This window comes from Bengtsoniella intestinalis (genome assembly GCF_039719005.1).
Taxonomy (GTDB): domain Bacteria; phylum Bacillota; class Clostridia; order Oscillospirales; family Oscillospiraceae; genus Oscillibacter; species Oscillibacter intestinalis.
On sequence record NZ_CP133584.1, the window covers coordinates 3,769,585 to 3,789,863 of the forward strand.

A 20,279-nucleotide genomic window follows, 5' to 3' on the forward strand; every position below is an offset into this window, starting at 1 on the left:
GGGTGAGCGAATTGTTTATATGGGATTTTGTAATGGGCGATGTAATGGATCAGTTCATTGACTGGATTTATGGGCAAGCTGTGGGCTTTTTAGCCGACTTTTTTGGCGCCATGGGCAACATGGGCGTAGAACTATTTGATATGCCTTGGGTGCAATCCATCATTTTGTTTTTTTCTTATCTTGCGTGGTCACTGTATGTGACTGGCTTGGTTGTGGCTTTATTTGAGGCAGGAATTGATTATCAAAGTGGACGAGGAAACCTGAAAGATACTGCTTTTAATGCTGTGAAAGGTTTTATGGCAGTATCATTATTTACGGTTGTGCCAGTGGAGCTGTTTGCTCTATCGGTAGAATTACAAAGTAGCTTATCCACAGGTATTACAGGCTCTGATGTGACCTTTGGCACCATGGCCAGTGGCATAGTATCTAGCATGGGCACCACAACTGAAGATGGCATCGTAACAAGTGCTTTTGGTGGGCTGACAGGTATCTCTAACCCCGTTATGCTACTATTCATTATTTTTATGATGGGATACGCTGTCATAAAAGTATTTTTTGCAAATATCAAACGTGGCGGTATTTTGCTCATCCAAATTGCCGTTGGTAGCTTATATATGTTTTCTGTGCCTAGAGGGTATCTTGATGGCTTCATTCAATGGTGCAAACAGATTGTAGGGCTTTGTCTTACCACATTTTTGCAAGCCACCATATTAACTGCAGGTCTTATGGTGCTTTCTGACAATGCTTTGTTGGGGTTAGGGCTGATGCTATCAGCTGGTGAAATCCCGCGCATTGCTGGTGCATTTGGCCTTGAAACATCCACTGGTGGCAACATGATGAGCGCTGTTTACACTGCACAAGCAGCCGTTGGCATGATGCGCACTGTAGTGCCTAGCGTGGCACCGAAATAAAAAAGGAGGGAATTTTTGAGTACAATGGGTAGTCTCTTTGATGGGATTGGAGGATTTCCTCTTGCGTGTGCTCATAATGGCATTACGCCAGTGTGGGCCAGTGAGATTGAAAAATTCCCCATTGAAGTAACCAAAATACGCTTCCCCCAGATGCTCCATATCGGGGATATTACAAAGTTAGATGGAGCCACGCTCCCTCCTGTAGACATCATCTGTGGAGGGAGTCCCTGTCAAGACCTTTCCGTGGCTGGCAAGCGTGCTGGTCTGGAGGGTGAACGGTCTGGTTTATTTATGGATCAAGTACGCATTGTAAAGGAGATGAGAAATGCAGATGCAAAACGAGGAATACCAACTGAGCTTCAGCGACCTAGATTCATGGTCTGGGAAAATGTGCCTGGCGCCTTTTCATCCGCTGAAGGAGAAGACTTCCGTGCGGTACTCGAAGAAATTGTCCGAGTTTGTGATGGCACCGCTGATGTTCCTAGACCTGACACCGGGGCATGGAAATCTTCTGGGGCAATTATATTGGGAGGAAAATTTAGCTTGGCTTGGCGAGTTATCGACGCTCAATACTGGGGAGTCGCCCAAAGACGCCGTCGTATCTTCCTTGTCGCAGATTTTGGAGGACTCTCCGCACCCCAAATATTATTTAAGCAAAGCAGCCTGCTTGGGGATTCTCAGACGGAGTCAAGCCAGAGAGAAAGAGTTGCCACCCCAACTGAAACTGGCTCTGGAGATTCAAGGGGGCTAAAATAAACACATTCCATGTGAACCAACGTGATGAAGTTATCGACCTAAATGGTATTTCTGGCGCACTGATGGCTACACGGACTATGCAGATGCAGACCTTTGTAGCCGAACCGTTTTATTGTCTCAACGACCAAGGTGGAGAGCGGATGGACGTCTTTGATAACAAAGTGGGTACGCTTCGAGCTGGTATGGGTGGCAACATCCCCATCGTATTGGGTAGTCAGCAAGGTGGCGCAGAAATCTGTGAAGATTTGTGCCCTACCATTACAAGTGCAGCAGGTACCAGTGGCAATAATCAGCCTGTGCTATACGATAATCATGCTAGAGATTGCCGATACAACGGCCCACTGAGTGTAGCACCCACCATCGCATCGGTGTATGGAACAGGCGGTAACAACGTACCCTTGGTGGAACAAGCACCAAAAAGCTACTGCATCGCTGGCAATATTATTGACCGTGAGGTGCAAAATGGTGGCAACGGATTGGGCTGTCAAGAAGGCGTTGCATACACCTTGACTGGTGCCGACCGCCATGCGGTGATGCCATACCAAGAGGTCATTGGTGCCCTTTGTCGTGGTGATGAAAAAGGGATTGGTAATCAATATGTGAGCCAAGATAAGTGCATTATCAACCCCACAGTATATGGCGAATCCTCCTTTGGTGACTACAGTGATGGTGTGAGCACCATCCGTGCATCAGGGGGAAACAACGGTGGAGGCAGTGAAAACCTAGCCATCACCCACAACCTTGTTCGCCGACTGACGCCCTTGGAGTGTGAGCGACTGCAGGGGTTCCCAGATGGCTGGACAGATATCCCCAAGGCTTCTGACAGTGCCAGATACAAGGCCTTGGGCAATAGTGTAGCGATACCTTGCGTGGATTTTGTCCTGCGAGGTATCGCTTTTGTTTTGCGACAAAGTAAGGAGTCCTGTAAATAAAAGTCAAGCCCTAAAATGAAAAAATCTCACAAAAATTGTGAGATGACAAAGCAGGCATAACAAAACAGGCCAGAGAAAGAAGGTGTAATCACTGACCTGAAAAACTATGAAATTAGCGTCACTTAGCCCTCGCTGGCGGTCTCCAGAGCCAGCATACACTCCTTGACCCGAGCGTAATAAATCCGCAGGAACTTGTTCTGTGCGGCCGTCATGTAGACGTAGTAGGGCTTGCCCTCGGCACGTTTCTTGTCTATGAACTGGTACACCGCCTCGTCCTCAGGCTTCTTCTTGACGTAGGTAGACACCACCTGAAACAGCGTTTTGCGCAGGTGGGGCGAGCCACGTTTGGTGGTCTTTCCGCCTTGAGAGGTCTGCTTGCCTGACTGGTTGACCGACGGATCCACCCCTGCAAACGCCACAATGGAGCTGCGGTGGGCGAAGCGACGCACATCCCCAATCTCCGCCATCAGCTGTACGCCAGTGGCCTCGCCTACGCCGTACATCGCCATGACGGTGTCGTACTCGGGCAACTCTTTAGCCATGCGGTTCATCTCGATTTTCATCTCAGAGAGGGTTTCTTTGGAGGCTATGAGTTGCTTGGCCGCCGTCACAACCAACAATTTTGCGTAGTCGTTTTTGGGCAGAGTGACAATCATTTTCTGGGTTTTTGCGTAAATTTCAGCCGCCTTTTTGGGTTGAAAATGGTACCCCTTTCGCTTGCACCATTTTTGATAGCGGTCTGTGAAGGACTTTTCGCTGACGGTTGCAATGCAGTGACAGTGCCAAAATGTAGCCAAAAAATCAATCCACTTGACATGACCATCCTTGCGCTCAGGACTAGAAAACAGCTCGTTGACGCCTGGAAAGGTCTTATCCGAGAGAGAAATTAGGTTGTTTTGCAATGAAACAATGGTTTTCATGTACAAATTGTACTGCCGTGTGCAGAGCTTTAATTGTTGTCGTATGGTTTCCATAGGTGTATGTTCTCGCAAATCCACCCAATTGTCAAGCCCGTATTTTGCGATTTTTAGGGCATCGGCTTTGTCGGTTTTAACCTTGCGGATGGAGCCACCACCGCTCTGCTTGATGAGTAGTGGGTTGAGAATGCTGACGTAGATACCGTGCTGGCTCAGTGTCTGGGCGACTGGTTCGTGGTAACGACCAGTGGCCTCCATGATGACACGGGTGTCCGCACCCAACGCAAGAATTTCCTGCGCCAGTACGTCGATGCTGTGGCTGTCGTGCTGGTAAGTACGAGGTGGGAGCGCCACCTCACCCATAGGCCGCAGGGCGGCTACCACGCTGAATTCTTTGGAAATATCGATTCCGACTGCGTTCATATTGTTTCCTCCATGTATTTTGATTAGGCATTCCGCTTTCTTCGCTGCTTGTTCAATCTCCTGAGTGACACGAACGCACCAGTCTTGGTGGCACAACCTGCGCAAATCGAATGCTGCGAACGAGAGAGGCGGCTGGCGGACTCCTTTGCGGGCGTGTAAGCCCTCGGAAAACAGAGCCAGACCTGTTCTCTCCCATTCTAACAGCTTAGGCAACAAAAAGACAAAAGACACGGCTGGCAGCCGTGCCTTAAACCTTAATTTATATTGTAGGAGGAAAATCAAAATGTATAGCTACCCAGATAATCTTAAATCCAAGGCAACCCTGTGGTTATGGGAACTGCGTGACATTGCCATCATCGGAATCGGCTTGCTTATCTCTGTATTTGCCTTAGCGAAAGGCGGATTTTTGCCACCTATTGTGGTGACCGCTGTCTATGCTTTTTTAACCATTCGATTTGAGGATACTAGCATTTTGGATTTCATCCGTCATGCGGTGTCCTTTTTCTTTGGCAAAAAACAACTTTATATTTGGAGGGAACATCAGTGAAACGACAATGGAAACGGCAGAAAAAACAGGCAGACTCCACCCGTAGTCTCATGGGTATCACCGACATTACAGAGCATAGCTTGGTGACAGAGCACGGGGAGTTGGTGTTTTTTATGCTTAAGCCCACCAACATCAGTGTGCTATCGGACAGCAGTGTCAGTGCTAGAATTTATGCTCTGATGAATGTGTTAAAAGGCATTGCAGATATTGAAATGCTTTGTCTCAATAGCCGTGAAAACTTTGAAGACAACAAAAATTATTTACGGCAACGAATGCAGGCTGAGGAAAATTCTGTTATCCGCAAACTGCTTCAGCAGGACATGACTGCCCTTGACCGTATGCAGGTGCAAATGGCGACAGCTAGAGAATTTGTACTGATCATCCGCTTGCGAGATGAAAAAGAAGCCGATGTTCAGCCCTATCTGGCACGGATTGAAAAATCATTGAAAGACCAAGGCTTCACCACAAAAAAAGCGGATAAGCACACCCTCAAACAACTACTTGGTGTGTACTACGAACAAAATGTAACCACCGAAGAATACGAAGATTTCGATGGAGAAAGATGGGTGATTTTTGGTGATGAATAAGAAAAAACCTATGCCTACCACAGAGGGCTATACAAAAGACTTTCTGGATATGATTGCGCCCTCTATGATAAAGTTTAATCCAGACCACTTCATCTGTGGCAACACATTCCGTTCTGTGTGGGCGCTTCGGGAGTATCCTACTGCCACGGATGAGCAGGCCATCCTTCGTCACTTAGGGGAAAAGGATGGTGTTACACTGCGGATTTATACCAGACAGGTGACAGCCAATGAGGAAAAGAAAATCATCCACAATGCTGCCAATAAAAACCGCATGAAATCCAGCAACCCCAACGACTTGCAACAAACCGTGACTGCCAACAACAATCTACAAGACGTGGCCAATCTGGTTTCCACCATGCACAGAAACCGTGAACCCCTGCTCCATTGCGCTGTTTACATCGAGTTAGTAGCCCATGACATGGATGGATTGAAGCTGTTGCAAACCGATGTACTGACGGAGCTTGTCCGTTCTAAATTGAATGTAGAGCGACTCTATTTACAACAGCAACAGGGATTTCTAGCTGTTGGCCCTGCCGGACACAACCTCTTTGCTACAGAATTTGAACGGGTGCTTCCAGCCAGCTCTGTGGCAAACCTCTATCCCTTCAACTACAGTGGCAAGACTGACACCAACGGATTTTATCTGGGGCGAGATAAGTTCGGTAGCAACATCATCGTGGACTTCGATAAGCGTGACGATGACAAGACCAATGCCAACATTCTGATTTTGGGCAACTCTGGACAGGGTAAAAGCTACCTCTTAAAGCTGATTTTGTGCAATGTTCTCGCCTCTGGTAAAAACGTCATTTGCCTAGACCCAGAGCATGAATATATTGGTCTGGCCCACAATGTAGGTGGATGCTTTATCGACCTGATGAACGGCGAATATATCATCAACCCCCTAGAACCTAAAACTTGGGGCGAAGGAGGCAGTGACGATAATGCACCCAACACCTTTCGAGAAAGAACCAAGCTGAGCCAGCACATCTCCTTCCTCAAAGATTTCTTCCGCACCTATAAAGCATTTGAGGACAAGCATATCGACACCATCGAAATCATGTTGAGTAAGCTGTATGCCAAGTTCGGCATCAGCGATGGCACCAACTTTGCCAAGCTGACTGCCACGGACTATCCTGTCCTGTCGGATTTGTATGCCCTCATGGAACAGGAGTACGCCGACTATCAAACCCAGCACCATCACCTCTATACAGCAGAGCTGTTGCAAGAAATCCTGTTGGGGCTCCACTCTATGTGTATGGGTGCGGAGTCTAAATTTTTCAACGGTCACACCAATATTACCAGTGACAGATTTGTGGTGTTCGGCGTCAAAGGGCTGTTGCAAGCATCTAAGAACGTGAAAAATGCGCTCCTATTCAATGTGTTGTCCTTTATGAGTGACAAGCTCTTGACTGAGGGGAACACTGCAGCCAGCATTGACGAACTGTATTTGTTCCTCACCAACCTTACCGCCATTGAGTACATCCGCAACTTTATGAAGCGAGTACGCAAGAAGGAATCAGCTGTGATTCTTGCCAGTCAGAATCTTGAAGATTTCAACATTGAGGGCATCCGTGAGCTGACCAAACCTCTGTTCTCCATTCCAACCCACGCATTTTTGTTTAATGCTGGCAACATCGACAAGCGATTTTATATGGACTCGCTCCAATTGGAGGAATCGGAATACAATCTCATTCGCCATCCTCAACGTGGGGTGTGCCTGTTTAAGTGTGGCAATGAACGCTATAACTTAGCGGTTCATGCACCACAGCATAAAGAAGAATTATTCGGAAAGGTAGGTGGCCGATGAAGACCACAGAACAATGCAAACACGACTTGATGGATGACCTCTATCTATGCATCAGCTATGAGCCAAGTCGTGAAAACGACATCTTGTGCATGATGGAACGGTATCTCAAATGCGAAAAAGAACGCCCAACCATTCTGGAGAACCTCCATAATTTGTTGGATGACAAGCCCTATCAAAATCCCTATGCAGTGTATTATTTTTATGGGAAAACGGAAATTCAGACCCTAGAATCCCTGCTGACAGCCTATGTGTCACAGACGGTGGACGAGGGTGTGTTGCGCCGCACCATTGCGCAAATCAATGCACTTCATAGCCAGTGTGGTGGCGAACTCATTGACCAATGGCGCTCTAGTATGTTGGAGGAATTTCTGTTATTGGGTGCAGATACCTTACCATCGGCCTGTAGTATCATCCACGATGCAAAGCAATGGTGAGGTGATGCAATGGATTTAAGAACACAGGATTTTGGCATCGAAATTGAAATGACTGGCTTGACACGCAGTGAGGCGGCCGACGTTGTGGGCGATTACTTTGGCACATATCCAGAGTACCAAGGGGGACCGTATTACACCTATACCGTGAGGGATACGCAGGCAAGAAAGTGGAAAATTGTGTACGACTCCAGTATTGTGGCCCAAAGGGTTTCAAATGGTCGTAAAGTATTGGCAGGAGATGAGTGCAAATTAGAATTGGTAAGTCCCATTTGCCAATACCACGACATTGAAACCATACAAGAGCTTGTCCGTAAATTGCGTGAGCGTGGAGCCTTTGTAAACAAAAGTTGTGGCATCCATATCCATATCAATGCCGCACCCTTTGAAGCAAAACACCTGCGCAATCTGGTCAACATTGTTGCCGCCAAGGAAGATATGATCTACCGTGCCTTGCAGGTGGATGGACAACGTGAGGAACACTATTGCCGAAAGATTGACACGCATTTTCTAGATGCCATCAATGGGAAACAACCCCTTACCATGGAGAAATTACAATCCCATTGGTACAACGGTCACGATGGAAGCCATATGCACTATCACGACAGTCGATACCATTGCCTCAATTTACATTCTGTTTTTCAAAAAGGCACCATCGAGTTCCGAGCCTTCAATGCCAATCTCCATGCAGGAAAAATCAAAGCATACATCCAATTTTGCATGGGCATGACAGCGCAGGCTCACAACCAAAGCTATGCCTCGCCCATTAAAACCAAATCCACCAACGACAAATATACCTTTCGAGTTTGGCTGTTGCGGTTGGGTATGATTGGGGATGAATTCAAAACAGCACGCAAGCATTTGCTAGGGCATCTAGAGGGCAACATCGCTTGGAAAGACCCAGCACAAGCCCAGGCACAAAAGGAACGCCTTCGAGCCAAACGTGAAAAAGAACTGTCAGCGCAAGCCCAAAAACAAGAAGTTCCATTGGATACACCCCCACCCCAAGAGCAGGCGCCTGCAGGACAAGCGCCTGCTTTTTCTATGTCTATGATCATGTAAAGGAGAACTGAATGTCCAAAGAAAAAATTTATATTGCCTATGGGAGCAATCTCAATATCCCCCAAATGACCATGCGTTGTCCAGAAGCTAAAATCATTGGTGCCTCAGAAATTAAGGATTATGAACTGGTGTTTCGTGGCTCAAAAACAGGATTCTATGCCACCATTGAGCCATGCGAAGGTGCCACCGTGCCAGTGCTTTTGTGGTCTATTTCCAAACAAGATGAATTGCATCTGGATATGTATGAGGGGTATCCCCATTTTTATGGGAAAGAGCAGATGACTCTGCCCCTCAATGAACAGGAGATTGAGGCCATGGTGTACACCATGCCAAGCCATCATCAATTGGGGATGCCCAGCCAAAGATATGTGGATACCATCTTAGAGGGCTATGAAACTGCAGGCTTTGATGTATCCATTTTGTATGAGGCGCTAGATAAAACAGAAGAACGCTTGGAGCAGGAACCGCCCCAAATGGCCTTCCTACAACAAGGGTGGTGGTGATATGGCGGTGCTTTCTGGGACTGCTGTGGCGAAAATTGCCGCAACAGTTCTGAGCAATGATAGACTGCGTAAAACTGCAGGTTGGATTGTGGTTGGCATTTTTTCGCCTTTGATTGTGGTGGCTGTGATGGTTTGTGGCATCCTCTCAGGTGCGTCCAATCACAACCAAGCTGTGGTGGACTACTGCTTTTATGGCGGTGCCTCAAGTGATTCCATCCCGTTGGAATATCAAACCCATATCGAAAATATGCAACACTGCTTTTCTGTAATTGACCAAGCTGTAGCCGCTATCAATACCATGGTCAGTGGCACTGGCTTGGATAGCACCCAAGTGAAATCTGTATTCTATACGTTGTATTTTGACGATGACACACTTCCTAGTGATGGCAAAACACAAGATTTTGTGGATGCCTTTGTCCGTTATGAGGAAGTGGACCAGGTGGTGGATGGCATTGTAGTTGGAAGCTTCACCGTTGCCTATGTGTTAGAACCGGACGAGGTGTATCAAGCATTCACCCCTGCTGTAACACAACAACAGCAAGAAAATATCACAGACCTATACACCCAAATCACCAGTGGTGGTGATTGCTTCAGTGGTGATATGCAGTACGGAACAGGCAGTGACACCACCCTTGACATCAGCGGATTTACCAACACCGCCACCAAAAATAACTTGGATTTAGCCACCTATGCAGTCCAAGCGTGGGACAATCAGTGGGGCTATGTATGGGGTACCTTTGGTGGGCTTTTAACCCCATCTTTATTGAAGGCCAAGGTCATTCAATACCCAGATGGGGTTGGTAGCTATCAAGATTTCATCTTGGAGCATTGGCTGGGTAGTCGCACTACAGACTGTGTAGGGCTGATCAAAGGCTACGGCTGGCTGGACTGCGATACTCTAACAATTGGCTATGGCACCAATGGTATGCCCGATATTGGCGCTGACCAAATGTATCACTCAGCCACGGTGAAAGGTGCTATTTCCACCATTCCAGAGGTTGTTGGTTTGGCTGTTTGGAAAGATGGGCACATCGGTGTCTATGTGGGTGATGGGTATGTGATTGAAGCGATGGGCACCAGATACGGTGTTGTGAAAACCAAATTGGAAGACCGTAGTTGGACTGCGTGGCTAGAAATTCCCTATATTGAATATGAAAGTGAGGACGAAACATGAGTGAAAACACCATTAGAATTTTGAAAATTGAGGTGGGACAGGCACCCACTGTCAAAGAAATCCCCAACACATTAAAGGCCATGCAGGCTGAAGTGGATGGATTGATTGAGCCATTTTATATCGGTGGCGGTTGCGTTGCTGTGGTCAATGAGGAAAGCAAACTCAACGGCATGGCACCCAACCGTTGGCTTGGAACGGCGGATATTATCTGCGGTCCCTTTTTTATTTGTGGCGATGCGGATGAGGATTTTATTTCTATCACAGAGTCACAAATCGAAAAATGCAACCAAGTGTTTGGCGAAGTGCCTGCGTTTTCTGGTGCCGAACCCCAACTAAAACCACGGTCAATGATTATTGGCTTTGGTGGCATGGGAGGGATGTGACCTGTGAAAAAGGAGAACATCACCATCAGCATGGAGCAAGAAAAACTTCGTGCTATTAAGCGATATATGGCAAAAAAAGATGCTGACATCGAAGCAGAATTGCAGGCTGCCTTGCAAAAACTCTATGAAAAATACGTCCCATCGGCGGTGCAAGAGTACATCGATGAAAACGAGTTGAAAGCTACAAAACCCAAGGAATCCAGCCAATCCCAAGGAGGAACCGCATGAACTATTACGACAAAAATGGAGCAGAAATCAAGGCAGGGATGTATCTTCGTATGGAGGATGGCACCGTTGAACAGGTCTATGCTTGCAGCGATGGTAGCGGTACTGCCGACCTTGGCATCAATGCCAGTAATGAAGATTATCTCCGCAGACAGGGGCTGGACGTGGAACTCAACCGAGAATGCTACCCCTTGTCACAGTTCAATTTGGCCATGACGGAACTCTGTCAGCCAGTCCACAGCGTAGTGGAGCATCACATCCAGACTATGTGACCCGCTGTCGCCCCGTTGTTGCCCTCGTGTGCCAAGGTTGGCATCCACTAGGGGCAGGGACACCATTGGGGCGCATAACTAGCCATGTTGGGAGCGTTTAGCCAAGGGAGAATTGTGAGCGATTATACCACCAACCTTACGCTCAATCCCCATGGTCGAAAACAGAGCAGGATAAAGAGGTGAGGTCTTGCGACCTCACCTCGACCCACAAACGTCGGCAGTGCCGACGTTTTTTAGAACGTGTCCGTGATGTCACAAATCCCCCTTATAACGGCGGATGATGTCTCTAAGCCAATTTGCCTTACAGCCACACCAAATTAGGTGATATATACCCCGAATTCTCTCGTTTGAAAGGAGAAAATTATGCCAGAAACCGTTAAATTCCCATTGCGAATGCCTGACACCATGCAGAGCAAAATCGTTCAGCTTCACAAGAAAGATAACTGCTTTAGCCAAAACGAATTTATTCTCAAAGCATTGGATTTCTATATTGGCTATCTAGAAGGGCGAGACATGCCACCCTTCCTTTGTGAAGCACTGCTAGATGCCATTCGAGGAACCTATCAAATCTCAGAAAATCGTGTGTCAAATAATATTTTTCGTCTGTCAGTGGAGATGAATATGGTGATGCACCTGCTGGCCACAGCCTTGGACATCACCGAAGAAGAAGTCCATAGCCTCCGTGGTCGCAGTGTCCGAGAGGTGAAAAAAACACGCGGTCAAATCAGAGTGGATGATGCCATTGCCTTTCAGCAAAGAGAATCATATGACTGATGGCAAAAATCATTTTGAAGTGTCCCTACATCAAAGGCGGCACCACAAAAGCCACTGCCCATATTGACAGTCTGGTAAAATACATTGCCACCCGTGATGGGGTTGAAAAAGTTCAAAATGGGAAGGAACTATGGAGTGCCACCCAGCGACAACAAATATTCATTGCGCAACTGGTCAGTGATTTCCCAGACAGCAAAGACTGCCATGAATATGATGACTACATTCGCAATCCCAATCGTGAAAATGCCTCGGAGTTCATCACTATGGCATTGGAACAAAATCTCAACAAGGTGGTTGGTAAGAAAAAATATCTAGACTACATTGCCAACCGCCCAAGGGTTGAAAAAATAGACACCCACGGATTGTTCTCTGGTGGTACAGAGCCACTGGTGCTTGCGGAGGTGGCACGAGAGCTATCAAACCATCAAGGAAACCTGTGGACACCCATCATATCGTTGCGCAGAGAAGATGCCCAGCGATTGGGATATGAGTCTGCAGCCCAATGGCAAGCTATGCTGCAAATCAAAGCCATGGAGATTGCCGCCAGTCTCAAAATACCACCTGCCCACTTTCATTGGTACGCCGCTTTTCACAATGAAGGCCATCACCCACACATTCACATGATTTGCTATAGCACACAGCCACAAGAAGGGTTCCTATCTCGTCAGGGCATCGCTAAAATGAAATCTGCCATGGCAAGAGAGATATTCAAAGAGGATCTCTTGCCCATCTATGCAGAAAAAACAGTGCGTCGTACCCATACAAAACAGGAGTCCAAGCAAGCGATGCATACACTGCTCACTGCTATGAGCCAAGGGGTGGTGCGCAACGAGAAAATCGAACAGCTCATCACCCATCTGGCACAGCGGTTACAACACATCCGTGGTAAAAAACAATATGGCTATCTCCATGCCAATCTTAAAAATATTGTGGATGAAATTGTGGACGGGCTAGGACGTGAGGAGTCTGTGGCGAAGGCCTATCAGCTGTGGTGGGAAATGCAGGCCAGTGTGGAACTGACCTACACCTCTACACCAAGTGAGCGGCTGCCATTGTCAAAGTGCGCAGAATTTAAGTCTATTAAAAATATGGTTATCCAAGAGGCCATGCACATCGCCCAAGGGGATATGTGCTTTGAAGAAACCACAAAAGAAGATAACCAACTTCCTACGCCGACGGTGGAGGAAGTTGGCCAAGATGCATTTTATGAAGGTAAACGCTATATCACAGGGGATGGCGTGATGCGTGACATAGAGAAAGGGTTAGAACTTCTGATGGCGGCGACAGAACAGGGGAATCACTATGCAGAGTACGCACTTGGTGTGCTGTATCTGAAAGACGAGGAAGTTCCACGAGATATAGAAAAAGCCATGGACTATCTCCAACGTGCCGCAGACCATGGGAGCGACCTTGCACAATATCGGCTGGGTAAATTATATCTATCTGGTGATGACGTGCCTTATGATGCAGGAAAAGCCTTTGGGTATTTTATAAAAGCGGCCGCCCATGGCAATGCCAATGCTCAATACACGTTGGGGAAGATGTATCAAGCAGGCACCCATGTGGAGCGGGATACAGCCCAAGCAGAACAGTGGTTTCGTGCATCAGCCAAACAGGGAAATCAATATGCTCAATTTTTCGTGGACAACAAGCCTGTGGGTGTAAACCCATCTGTGTTCACCGCCACCACACGACTGCTACATCATGCCAGCCGTGTGTTCGCCCAACAAGTGCCCTTGCAAAAGCCCATTGGCTTTCATATCGACAGAAAGCGCAGGTTGAAGCTGAGCCAAATGAAGCAAAATCGAGGGCATAAACCAGATGACCATGCCATGGAATTATCTTTGTGAAAAGGAGGATTGGATTGGGAACTTATATACATTTTACCGATGAAGAAAAGCACAGAGCCAACGAAGTTGACCTTGTGGATTTTCTGCAACATCAAGGAGAACGACTGCTACCCAGTGGGCGAGAAAAGCGGTTAGCTTCTGACCATAGCATTACGGTGCGTGGAAACGAATGGTATGACCACGCCATTGAAAAAGGTGGCTATGCCATTGAGTTTGTGAAAACTTTTTATGGATTGTCCTATCCAGAGGCGGTGCAAATGCTGTTGGGTGGGGTGCAGGGGATACCATACCGTTCTACTAGCCAAACAGTCAAACCAGAGAAAAAGTCATTTGCGTTGCCACCAGCCAACAAGGATATGCGTAGAGCCTACGAGTATCTGCTCAAGAAACGTGGCCTTAATCGTGATGTGGTAGAATTTTTTGTAAAGAAAAATTTGCTGTATGAAAGCTGTGAACGGTCTGACAAAGGAAGGGGAGAGTATCACAATGTGATATTTGTAGGGGTGGATGAAACGGGTACCCCTTGCCATGCCCAAAAGCATGGGCTCTACACCCACGGCAAAGTGTTCAAAGGCAATGTGGAAGGCTGTTCATCCAACCATTCCTTCCACCATGTAGGAACAAGCAACCGTCTCTATGTCTTTGAATCGCCCATTGATATGCTGTCTTTTTTGTCGCTCCATCTGGAGAATTGGGAGCGCCACAGTTATGTTGCGCTGTGTGGTGTCAGTTCTCAAGCACTGCTGTGGATGCTAGAAACGTACCCACACTTGCAAATTGTGGCGCTGTGCTTGGACAATGACACCGTCGGTCACAAAGCCTGCGCTAGATTAGAAACCCTGCTTGTAGATAAAGGATACAAAGTGGAACGCCACATTCCCAAAGGGAAAGATTGGAATGAGGATGTACGAGCATAAACCCTGATTGCATAACCAAAGGGCGGTTGCAGAATGTTCTGCAACCGCCCTTTGGCGTAATTCTAAAACAAATCTGAATGGGTGCCTGTCCGTGAAGCCGTCAAAACAAGCTTGCCTTCATCCACTGCGTAGATGAGTAAAAAATCTGGTTTGATATGACACTCCCGAAAGCCGATATAGTTACCTGTCAGTGCGTGGTCGTGGTGCTTTTCCTCTAGGGCTTCCATACGAAGTAGGGTGTCGATGACATTTTTCAAAAGCTCAATATCAAAACCACGCTTTTTTATAAGTTTTAAATCACGGCGAAATTTGCTGGTTGTTTTAAGCTCAAGCATCTTCCAAATCCTCCAGTAGTTCACTAAAAGAGGAATACGACTTTGTTTGGATTTTCCCACTCATGATATCACGTGCTTCTTGCATAGCCGCTTCCGTGACAGCATTGTATCGTGGCTGTTTTAGTTCAAAGGGCAGACCGCCCACCATGAGGGATTGATGCAAAAACATATTGACGGCATCGGTCACGGTGATGCCAAAGTTTGCAAAGAGTGCCTCAGAGCGAGATTTCACATCAGGGTCAATGCGGATATTGATATTTGCTGATTTTGCCATTTTGATCACCTCCAGTATTAGTATAATCATCATAGCACATTGTATGCACAAATGCAATACTATGTTAGAAAATGAAAGGACGATTATGAATGCATCTATCTACACCCTCATCGCACTAGGCGCTGGTATGTTTGCCGTCATTGGTGGATTGTCCATGGTGGCTCACTACTACACCCTTGGTGGCATCAAATCCAAAACTGTTGGCGATGGCCAGCATGGTACAGCACGCTTCGCCACCAAGAAGGAAATCAAAGAAACCTATCACCACATCCCATTCACCCCCAAGGACTGGCGCAAAGGGCGAAACCGTCCATCAGTAGACCGACAGGGCATCATCTTGGGCAGTGTGGGTGCAAAAAATCAAGTCACGGCCTTGGTGGACACCGATGATGTCCACTGCCTTATGATTGGGGCATCAGGGGTTGGCAAGACAGCCTACTTCCTGTACCCCAATCTGGAGTATGCCTGTGCCACTGGCATGAGCTTCCTCACCACGGATACCAAGGGTGACCTGTATCGCAACTACGGTGCCATCGCCAAGGAGGACTACGGTTATAACGTGGCAGTCATTGACCTGCGCAACCCCACTCGTTCCGACGGCAATAATCTATTGCATCTTGTCAATCACTACATGGATATTTGCGTGCAAGACCCAAACAATTTAGCAGCGAAAGCCAAGGCTGAAAAGTATGCCAAAATCATATCCAAGACCATCATCAACTCTGGTGGTGAAAATTTCGGGCAAAATCAATTCTTCTACGACTCTGCCGAAGGGTTGCTCACGGCTGTGATTTTGATGGTGGCAGAATACTTGCCACCCACAGAGGTGGATGGCAAACAGCAAGATTGTCGCCATATTATTTCTGTGTTCAAAATGGTGCAAGATTTATTGGCACCAAGTACAACCCAAGGGAAAAGCCAATTTCAAGTGTTGATGGACAAGCTACCCTCTGACCACAAAGCCAGATGGTTTGCCGGTGCCGCTTTAAATTCTGCCGAGCAAGCCATGATGTCTGTTTTGTCTACAGTGTTATCTCGTCTCAATTCTTTTCTGGACTCTGAACTAGAACAGATATTGTGTTTCGACACAGCTATTGATGCTGAGCGATTTTGCAAACAAAAATCCGCTGTGTTCATCGTCCTGCCAGAAGAAGATGCGACCAAGTATTTCATGGTCAATCTGATGATACAACAACTGTATCGTGAGATTTTGATGGTGGCCGATGAGCATGGTGGCAAGCTGGAAAATCGAGTTGTTTTCTATTGCGATGAGCTAGGCACCTTGCCAGCTATTGAGTCCCTAGAATTGATATTCTCCGCCAGTCGCTCACGTCGACTGACTATGGTACCCATCATCCAAAGCTTTGGTCAGCTCCAGAAAAACTATGGGGAAGAAGGCTCTGAAATTATCGTGGATAACTGCCAAGATACCATTTTCGGTGGCTTTGCCCCCAATAGCAAGACTGCTGAGGTACTCTCTGGTGCCATGGGCAGTCGGACGGTCATGAGTGGCAGCATCAACCGTGGTAAAAACGACCCCAGTCAGACTCTGCAGATGATGGATCGTCCGCTGATGACACCTGACGAGTTGAAATCTATTCCCAAAGGTAATTTTATTGTTATGAAAACTGGTACACATCCCATGCGCACCAAGCTCCGCCTGTTTTTCGATTGGGGTATCACCTTTGACAAGGTGTACACCATCCCTGAGCAGGCACAACGGAAGGTGGTCTATGCCAACAAGGAAACCTTAGAAAAAAACATAATCCAAAAGCATAAATCTATGCAAAATATCTCTTATGCAAGTGCAGTCCAAAGTGGAACGACAGAGGGAAATGGAACTTTACACACCCCTGCATGTGATAAAGAAGGAGAAAAATTAGAAAGGAAGATGATGAAGACATGAGTTATTTTAGTCATATCTACAACGCATCCCCAGAGGAACTGCCCTCCCGTGCAAGGACGGTGTACCTCTACCTCAAAGACCGTGCAGGAGCTGGAAACGACTGTTGGCCAGCAGTCAAAACCATCGCCTCTGACTTGAATTTATCTCGTAGCACCGTCAAAAGAGCTTTGCAGGACTTAGAAAAAGCCGACCTCATCGCCAAGGTACCTCGATATCGTGAAAACGGTAGCCACACCAGTAATTTGCTTGTACTAAAATAGGGCAAAGAAAAAGACATAGCCTCCCGCCAAGGGGGTGCTATGTCTTTTTCGTGGACTGAGGTAGGGGTCATAAAGCACCACCCTGAATGACTCACTCTAGAAGTTTATTACAGAGAAGAAGAATAAAGGGCGGTTATTTTGTATCCAGATTGATGGCTTTGTCAAAAAGATGAAATGCGTTTGGTTAAAATAAATGAAATATTTGGATTTAGTGAAACAAAATGGAAAATGCTTCGTCTAATATATATAGCGGTTTACATTGTCAAAGGTGACTTGAGGAATCATATGATTTTTGAACCTTTTATGTATCAAGCAATAAAACCTAAAGTTGGAGGCATATCCTTAATGACGAAGAAGTCTAGAATTTTGTATCTTTTGAAATTTTTATATGAACATTCAGATGAAGACAATCCTGTTTCCTCAAAAGATATCATAGAGCATTTGACGAAGCAGGGGTTTGAGATACATCGAACGACTATTGGCTCAGATATTGCGCAGTTGTTGGAAATCGGTATTGACGTGGTAACGCTTAGATCTTCACCAAACAGATATTTTATAGGCCAACGGCGATTGGAACTCATGGAAACAAAAATGTTAATAGATGCTGTATCAGCTTCAAAGTTTTTAACAGAAAAGAAAAGTGTTGCTCTTATTAAAAAAATTGAAACACTTACCAGTAGTGCGAAGGCGAGAGAGTTGCATCGTGGCATTGATATTTCAAGAACGATAAAGCCTACAAACGAGAAAATTTACTATACATTGGATACAATTGTAAATGCAATACAAAACAAACATTGGATAGCGTTTCGCTATTTTGAATATACGCCAGATAAAGAGCATGTTTATAAATATGACGGATATATTTATGAGGTTTGTCCGTATACAACTTTTTGGCGTGATGACCGTTACTATGTCATGGGCTACTCAAAAAAGCATGAAAAAGTAGCTGTTTTTCGTGTCGATAGATTGGATCATACAGCTGTTTGTTTGCATCCTTGGCTGGCACCTCCGATAGATTTTGACCCGACGACTTGCGCTAATGAAATATTTGAAATGTTCGATGGGGAAGTCGTTATCGTAGAGCTGAAATGTGACAATGAACTTATGGATATAGTAGTTGATAAGTTTGGCGAAGATGTAGATGTCATCCGCATTGATACTGACAATTTCAAAGCAACCGTGTCCGTTCGTATAAGTCCAAGATTTTATGGTTGGGTATTCGGCTTCGCTGACAGGGTGAAGATTTTATCTCCAGAAACTGTAAGATGTGAATACATAGAAATTGCAAAGTCCATTGTAGCCTCCGATTCACAATCCCAATAAACGTCAAATGCCAGTAAGTAGCCGATACTACATAATAGAGCCATGGATGCGAAATGCGATCCATGGCTCTATATATTTTATGGATACCTACTCTTACCCAACCGTAAACACCGCTTGGTATTCACGGCTTTCATCGGTTTTGTAATTCCCCGTATCGTCAGTGAAGGATTTCAAATAGCGATAAGTACCTGGCTCTAATGTGCCGTATAGAAATGACCAGTCCTCTGAAAGGGTGGTGGTTTCATCCATGGGCAAGGTGTAAAGTATCGCAATCCAAGCATCGGTGGCGGCTTCTAATTCGCACCATTGCGCACCGTCCCACTGCTCCAATGCCCATGCTGCACCGTAGGTCAAATCACCTTCTACCGTACCACCTTGCTGGATGATATGGATGGTGGCAGAGGTGTCGGTTGCATCTTCTGCCCAGAGGTACAGCCCCCAATCATCGCTTTGGGTACCTTGCCACACTTGGTCTAGCACAATGGGGGTAACTAGAACGTATAGACCAGGGTTTGGGTAATTGCCTTGCTGATAGTTTTCACGAGCGGTTGGAATATGAATCTGATCATAACCAGGTTGCACCACCATATTTTCTGAAAGCATGGCGCCGATAGCCCCTAAATCATCAGAGAGAGAATCATCCAAATCCTCATAATAGCTATACAATCGAGTCATGAGTACAGTGGTGGTTAAATCCCATTCCCAAAATCCCTGTGTCATGCCTTTACAGCCCACCAAAGATTCTGCTTGTGCGGTGATGGCGGCTTGTTCTGCTGGTGTCAGCCCCAAGTCCAATTGCTCTGCCAAAATGCGAGGAGCCACATCAGTGGTGGGAAACTGCCGCAAGCTTTCTGCCAAACCTTCTGCGTAGTACATCTCTTGGGTTGCATTTGCTGGTACCACTCTACCACTACTTGTTAACCCATCTCCAAATTGCTCCAACGTGTAATCAATGCCAGCGATGGTGAACACCACCAATTTAGGGTCTAATTTATAAAGTGCCTCCAACGCATTAAAGGTTTCAAGGGTAAAGGTCATTCGCTGGCTTTCATCTAGCACCCGTGCCAGTACAGCGGCGGCTTGTCCCCGTGTCAAAGTGCCTCCACCATCCAAAGTGCCATAGTTGTCCATACCTGCCACAATGCCTAAATTGTACAATTCAAAATCCTCTGGATTGGCAGAATCGGGCAGGACAGTCACATCATTCAGGATGGGAAATTCCACCCCAGATACAGCAATGGCCCAACGAATACCGCTTAAAAAATCCTGCCGTTGACAGCTGAAAATATTGTTGACTGTGCTGGTTTCAAAGGGCAACTCCACCCCTTGTTCTTGACTCGTGGTTTCAATGTAGGCTAAAGCAGGCTGATACCAATTTTCGCCTTCTGTTGGTTCTGGCAATACCCCATCGCCCCCACAGAGGATGTCTGCCAAACGAGCGGTGATGACTTTGACTTGGTTGTTAGTCAATGGATTGGAGGGAGAAAAGGTGCTGTCGCTGGTGCCAGAGAGTAGCCCCCATTCATAGCAGATGGCGATTTCATCCTCGCACCAAATGCCAGCCGTATCGGTGAATGGAGTTGCCATGGCATGGCTAGTGCAAAGGAGCGCTGTGGTCAGTAGGATAAAGAATGTTTTTTTCATAGGTGCCTCCTTTAATCGGTTTTATCTATGAATACAGGATTCTCCAGTAATCCTTTCATTGATGCA

The 20,279-nt window shown here is 46.5% G+C and carries 21 protein-coding genes and 1 pseudogene; 18 read left to right on the forward strand and 4 right to left on the reverse strand.

Annotated elements, in window-relative coordinates:
• Positions 1-11: 11 nt before the first annotated feature.
• On the forward strand, positions 12-911 hold the full coding sequence (locus tag RFF05_RS18005; protein ID WP_409968372.1) for a conjugal transfer protein TrbL family protein: 900 nt from the start codon (positions 12-14) through the stop codon (positions 909-911).
• 24 nt (positions 912-935) lie between these two features.
• Positions 936-2,599: pseudogene (gene dcm, locus RFF05_RS18010) on the forward strand (DNA (cytosine-5-)-methyltransferase).
• A gap of 122 nt (positions 2,600-2,721) precedes the next feature.
• On the opposite strand, the gene RFF05_RS18015 reads toward dcm, so the two are convergent.
• Positions 2,722-3,939, reverse strand: coding sequence for an IS110 family transposase (locus RFF05_RS18015; protein WP_409967781.1), 1,218 nt, complete (start codon positions 3,937-3,939; stop codon positions 2,722-2,724).
• Positions 3,940-4,222: 283 nt separating this feature from the next.
• Here RFF05_RS18015 and RFF05_RS18020 point away from each other — a divergent pair, with 283 nt between their 5' ends.
• From RFF05_RS18020 to RFF05_RS18080, 13 genes are all read left to right on the forward strand, one after another.
• On the forward strand, positions 4,223-4,486 hold the full coding sequence (locus RFF05_RS18020) for a hypothetical protein (protein ID WP_409968373.1): 264 nt from the start codon (positions 4,223-4,225) through the stop codon (positions 4,484-4,486).
• Between the two features lie 50 nt (positions 4,487-4,536).
• Positions 4,537-5,073, forward strand: a complete 537-nt coding sequence (locus tag RFF05_RS18025) for a hypothetical protein (protein ID WP_409970142.1) — start codon at positions 4,537-4,539, stop codon at positions 5,071-5,073.
• A complete protein-coding gene (locus tag RFF05_RS18030) occupies positions 5,066-6,880 on the forward strand; it encodes a VirB4 family type IV secretion system protein (RefSeq protein WP_409968374.1) in 1,815 nt (604 codons plus the stop codon). Before RFF05_RS18025 ends, RFF05_RS18030 begins: the two co-directional genes overlap by 8 nt.
• Complete coding sequence (locus RFF05_RS18035; protein WP_409968375.1) at positions 6,877-7,314, forward strand: hypothetical protein; 438 nt, start codon at positions 6,877-6,879, stop codon at positions 7,312-7,314. Before RFF05_RS18030 ends, RFF05_RS18035 begins: the two co-directional genes overlap by 4 nt.
• Before the next feature lie 9 nt (positions 7,315-7,323).
• Positions 7,324-8,373: an amidoligase family protein gene (locus RFF05_RS18040; protein ID WP_409968376.1), complete on the forward strand. Its 1,050-nt coding sequence runs from the start codon at positions 7,324-7,326 to the stop codon at positions 8,371-8,373.
• Between the two features lie 11 nt (positions 8,374-8,384).
• Positions 8,385-8,876: a gamma-glutamylcyclotransferase family protein gene (locus RFF05_RS18045; protein WP_409968377.1), complete on the forward strand. Its 492-nt coding sequence runs from the start codon at positions 8,385-8,387 to the stop codon at positions 8,874-8,876.
• Position 8,877: 1 nt separating this feature from the next.
• On the forward strand, positions 8,878-10,050 hold the full coding sequence (locus RFF05_RS18050; RefSeq protein WP_409968378.1) for a hypothetical protein: 1,173 nt from the start codon (positions 8,878-8,880) through the stop codon (positions 10,048-10,050).
• Positions 10,047-10,433 carry a DUF3846 domain-containing protein gene (locus RFF05_RS18055; RefSeq protein WP_409968379.1) on the forward strand — a complete coding sequence of 129 codons (387 nt, stop codon included), beginning with the start codon at positions 10,047-10,049 and terminating at the stop codon, positions 10,431-10,433. Before RFF05_RS18050 ends, RFF05_RS18055 begins: the two co-directional genes overlap by 4 nt.
• A 3-nt stretch (positions 10,434-10,436) precedes the next feature.
• Positions 10,437-10,661 carry a DUF6103 family protein gene (locus tag RFF05_RS18060; RefSeq protein WP_409968380.1) on the forward strand — a complete coding sequence of 75 codons (225 nt, stop codon included), beginning with the start codon at positions 10,437-10,439 and terminating at the stop codon, positions 10,659-10,661.
• Positions 10,658-10,930 (forward strand): hypothetical protein, encoded by a 273-nt coding sequence (locus RFF05_RS18065; RefSeq protein WP_409968381.1) that lies wholly within the window; start codon positions 10,658-10,660, stop codon positions 10,928-10,930. Before RFF05_RS18060 ends, RFF05_RS18065 begins: the two co-directional genes overlap by 4 nt.
• 363 nt (positions 10,931-11,293) lie before the next feature.
• Positions 11,294-11,704 (forward strand): hypothetical protein, encoded by a 411-nt coding sequence (locus RFF05_RS18070; protein ID WP_409968382.1) that lies wholly within the window; start codon positions 11,294-11,296, stop codon positions 11,702-11,704.
• Entirely contained in the window at positions 11,704-13,554 is a 1,851-nt protein-coding gene (mobP3, locus tag RFF05_RS18075) for a MobP3 family relaxase (RefSeq protein ID WP_409968383.1), read from the forward strand. The genes RFF05_RS18070 and mobP3 overlap by 1 nt, the downstream gene beginning before the upstream one ends.
• Positions 13,555-13,568: 14 nt before the next feature.
• Complete coding sequence (locus tag RFF05_RS18080) at positions 13,569-14,471, forward strand: toprim domain-containing protein (RefSeq protein WP_409968384.1); 903 nt, start codon at positions 13,569-13,571, stop codon at positions 14,469-14,471.
• Between the two features lie 62 nt (positions 14,472-14,533).
• Here RFF05_RS18080 and RFF05_RS18085 read toward each other — a convergent pair whose 3' ends face one another.
• Together RFF05_RS18085 and RFF05_RS18090 are read right to left on the reverse strand one after the other, a co-directional pair.
• Positions 14,534-14,806: a type II toxin-antitoxin system YafQ family toxin gene (locus RFF05_RS18085; RefSeq protein WP_409968385.1), complete on the reverse strand. Its 273-nt coding sequence runs from the start codon at positions 14,804-14,806 to the stop codon at positions 14,534-14,536.
• Positions 14,799-15,080: a type II toxin-antitoxin system RelB/DinJ family antitoxin gene (locus RFF05_RS18090; RefSeq protein WP_409968386.1), complete on the reverse strand. Its 282-nt coding sequence runs from the start codon at positions 15,078-15,080 to the stop codon at positions 14,799-14,801. The genes RFF05_RS18085 and RFF05_RS18090 overlap by 8 nt, the downstream gene beginning before the upstream one ends.
• Before the next feature lie 85 nt (positions 15,081-15,165).
• Between RFF05_RS18090 and RFF05_RS18095 the strand changes: the two genes are divergently transcribed.
• The 3 genes from RFF05_RS18095 to RFF05_RS18105 all read left to right on the forward strand — a co-directional run bounded on the left by RFF05_RS18095 (position 15,166) and on the right by RFF05_RS18105 (position 18,569).
• Positions 15,166-16,986 carry a VirD4-like conjugal transfer protein, CD1115 family gene (locus RFF05_RS18095; RefSeq protein ID WP_409968387.1) on the forward strand — a complete coding sequence of 607 codons (1,821 nt, stop codon included), beginning with the start codon at positions 15,166-15,168 and terminating at the stop codon, positions 16,984-16,986.
• A complete protein-coding gene (locus RFF05_RS18100; protein ID WP_409968388.1) occupies positions 16,983-17,246 on the forward strand; it encodes a helix-turn-helix domain-containing protein in 264 nt (87 codons plus the stop codon). The genes RFF05_RS18095 and RFF05_RS18100 overlap by 4 nt, the downstream gene beginning before the upstream one ends.
• Before the next feature lie 285 nt (positions 17,247-17,531).
• Positions 17,532-18,569 (forward strand): helix-turn-helix transcriptional regulator, encoded by a 1,038-nt coding sequence (locus tag RFF05_RS18105; RefSeq protein ID WP_409968389.1) that lies wholly within the window; start codon positions 17,532-17,534, stop codon positions 18,567-18,569.
• A 93-nt stretch (positions 18,570-18,662) separates the two neighbouring features.
• Here RFF05_RS18105 and RFF05_RS18110 read toward each other — a convergent pair whose 3' ends face one another.
• Positions 18,663-20,213: an immunoglobulin-like domain-containing protein gene (locus RFF05_RS18110; RefSeq protein ID WP_409968390.1), complete on the reverse strand. Its 1,551-nt coding sequence runs from the start codon at positions 20,211-20,213 to the stop codon at positions 18,663-18,665.
• Positions 20,214-20,279: the final 66 nt, after the last annotated feature.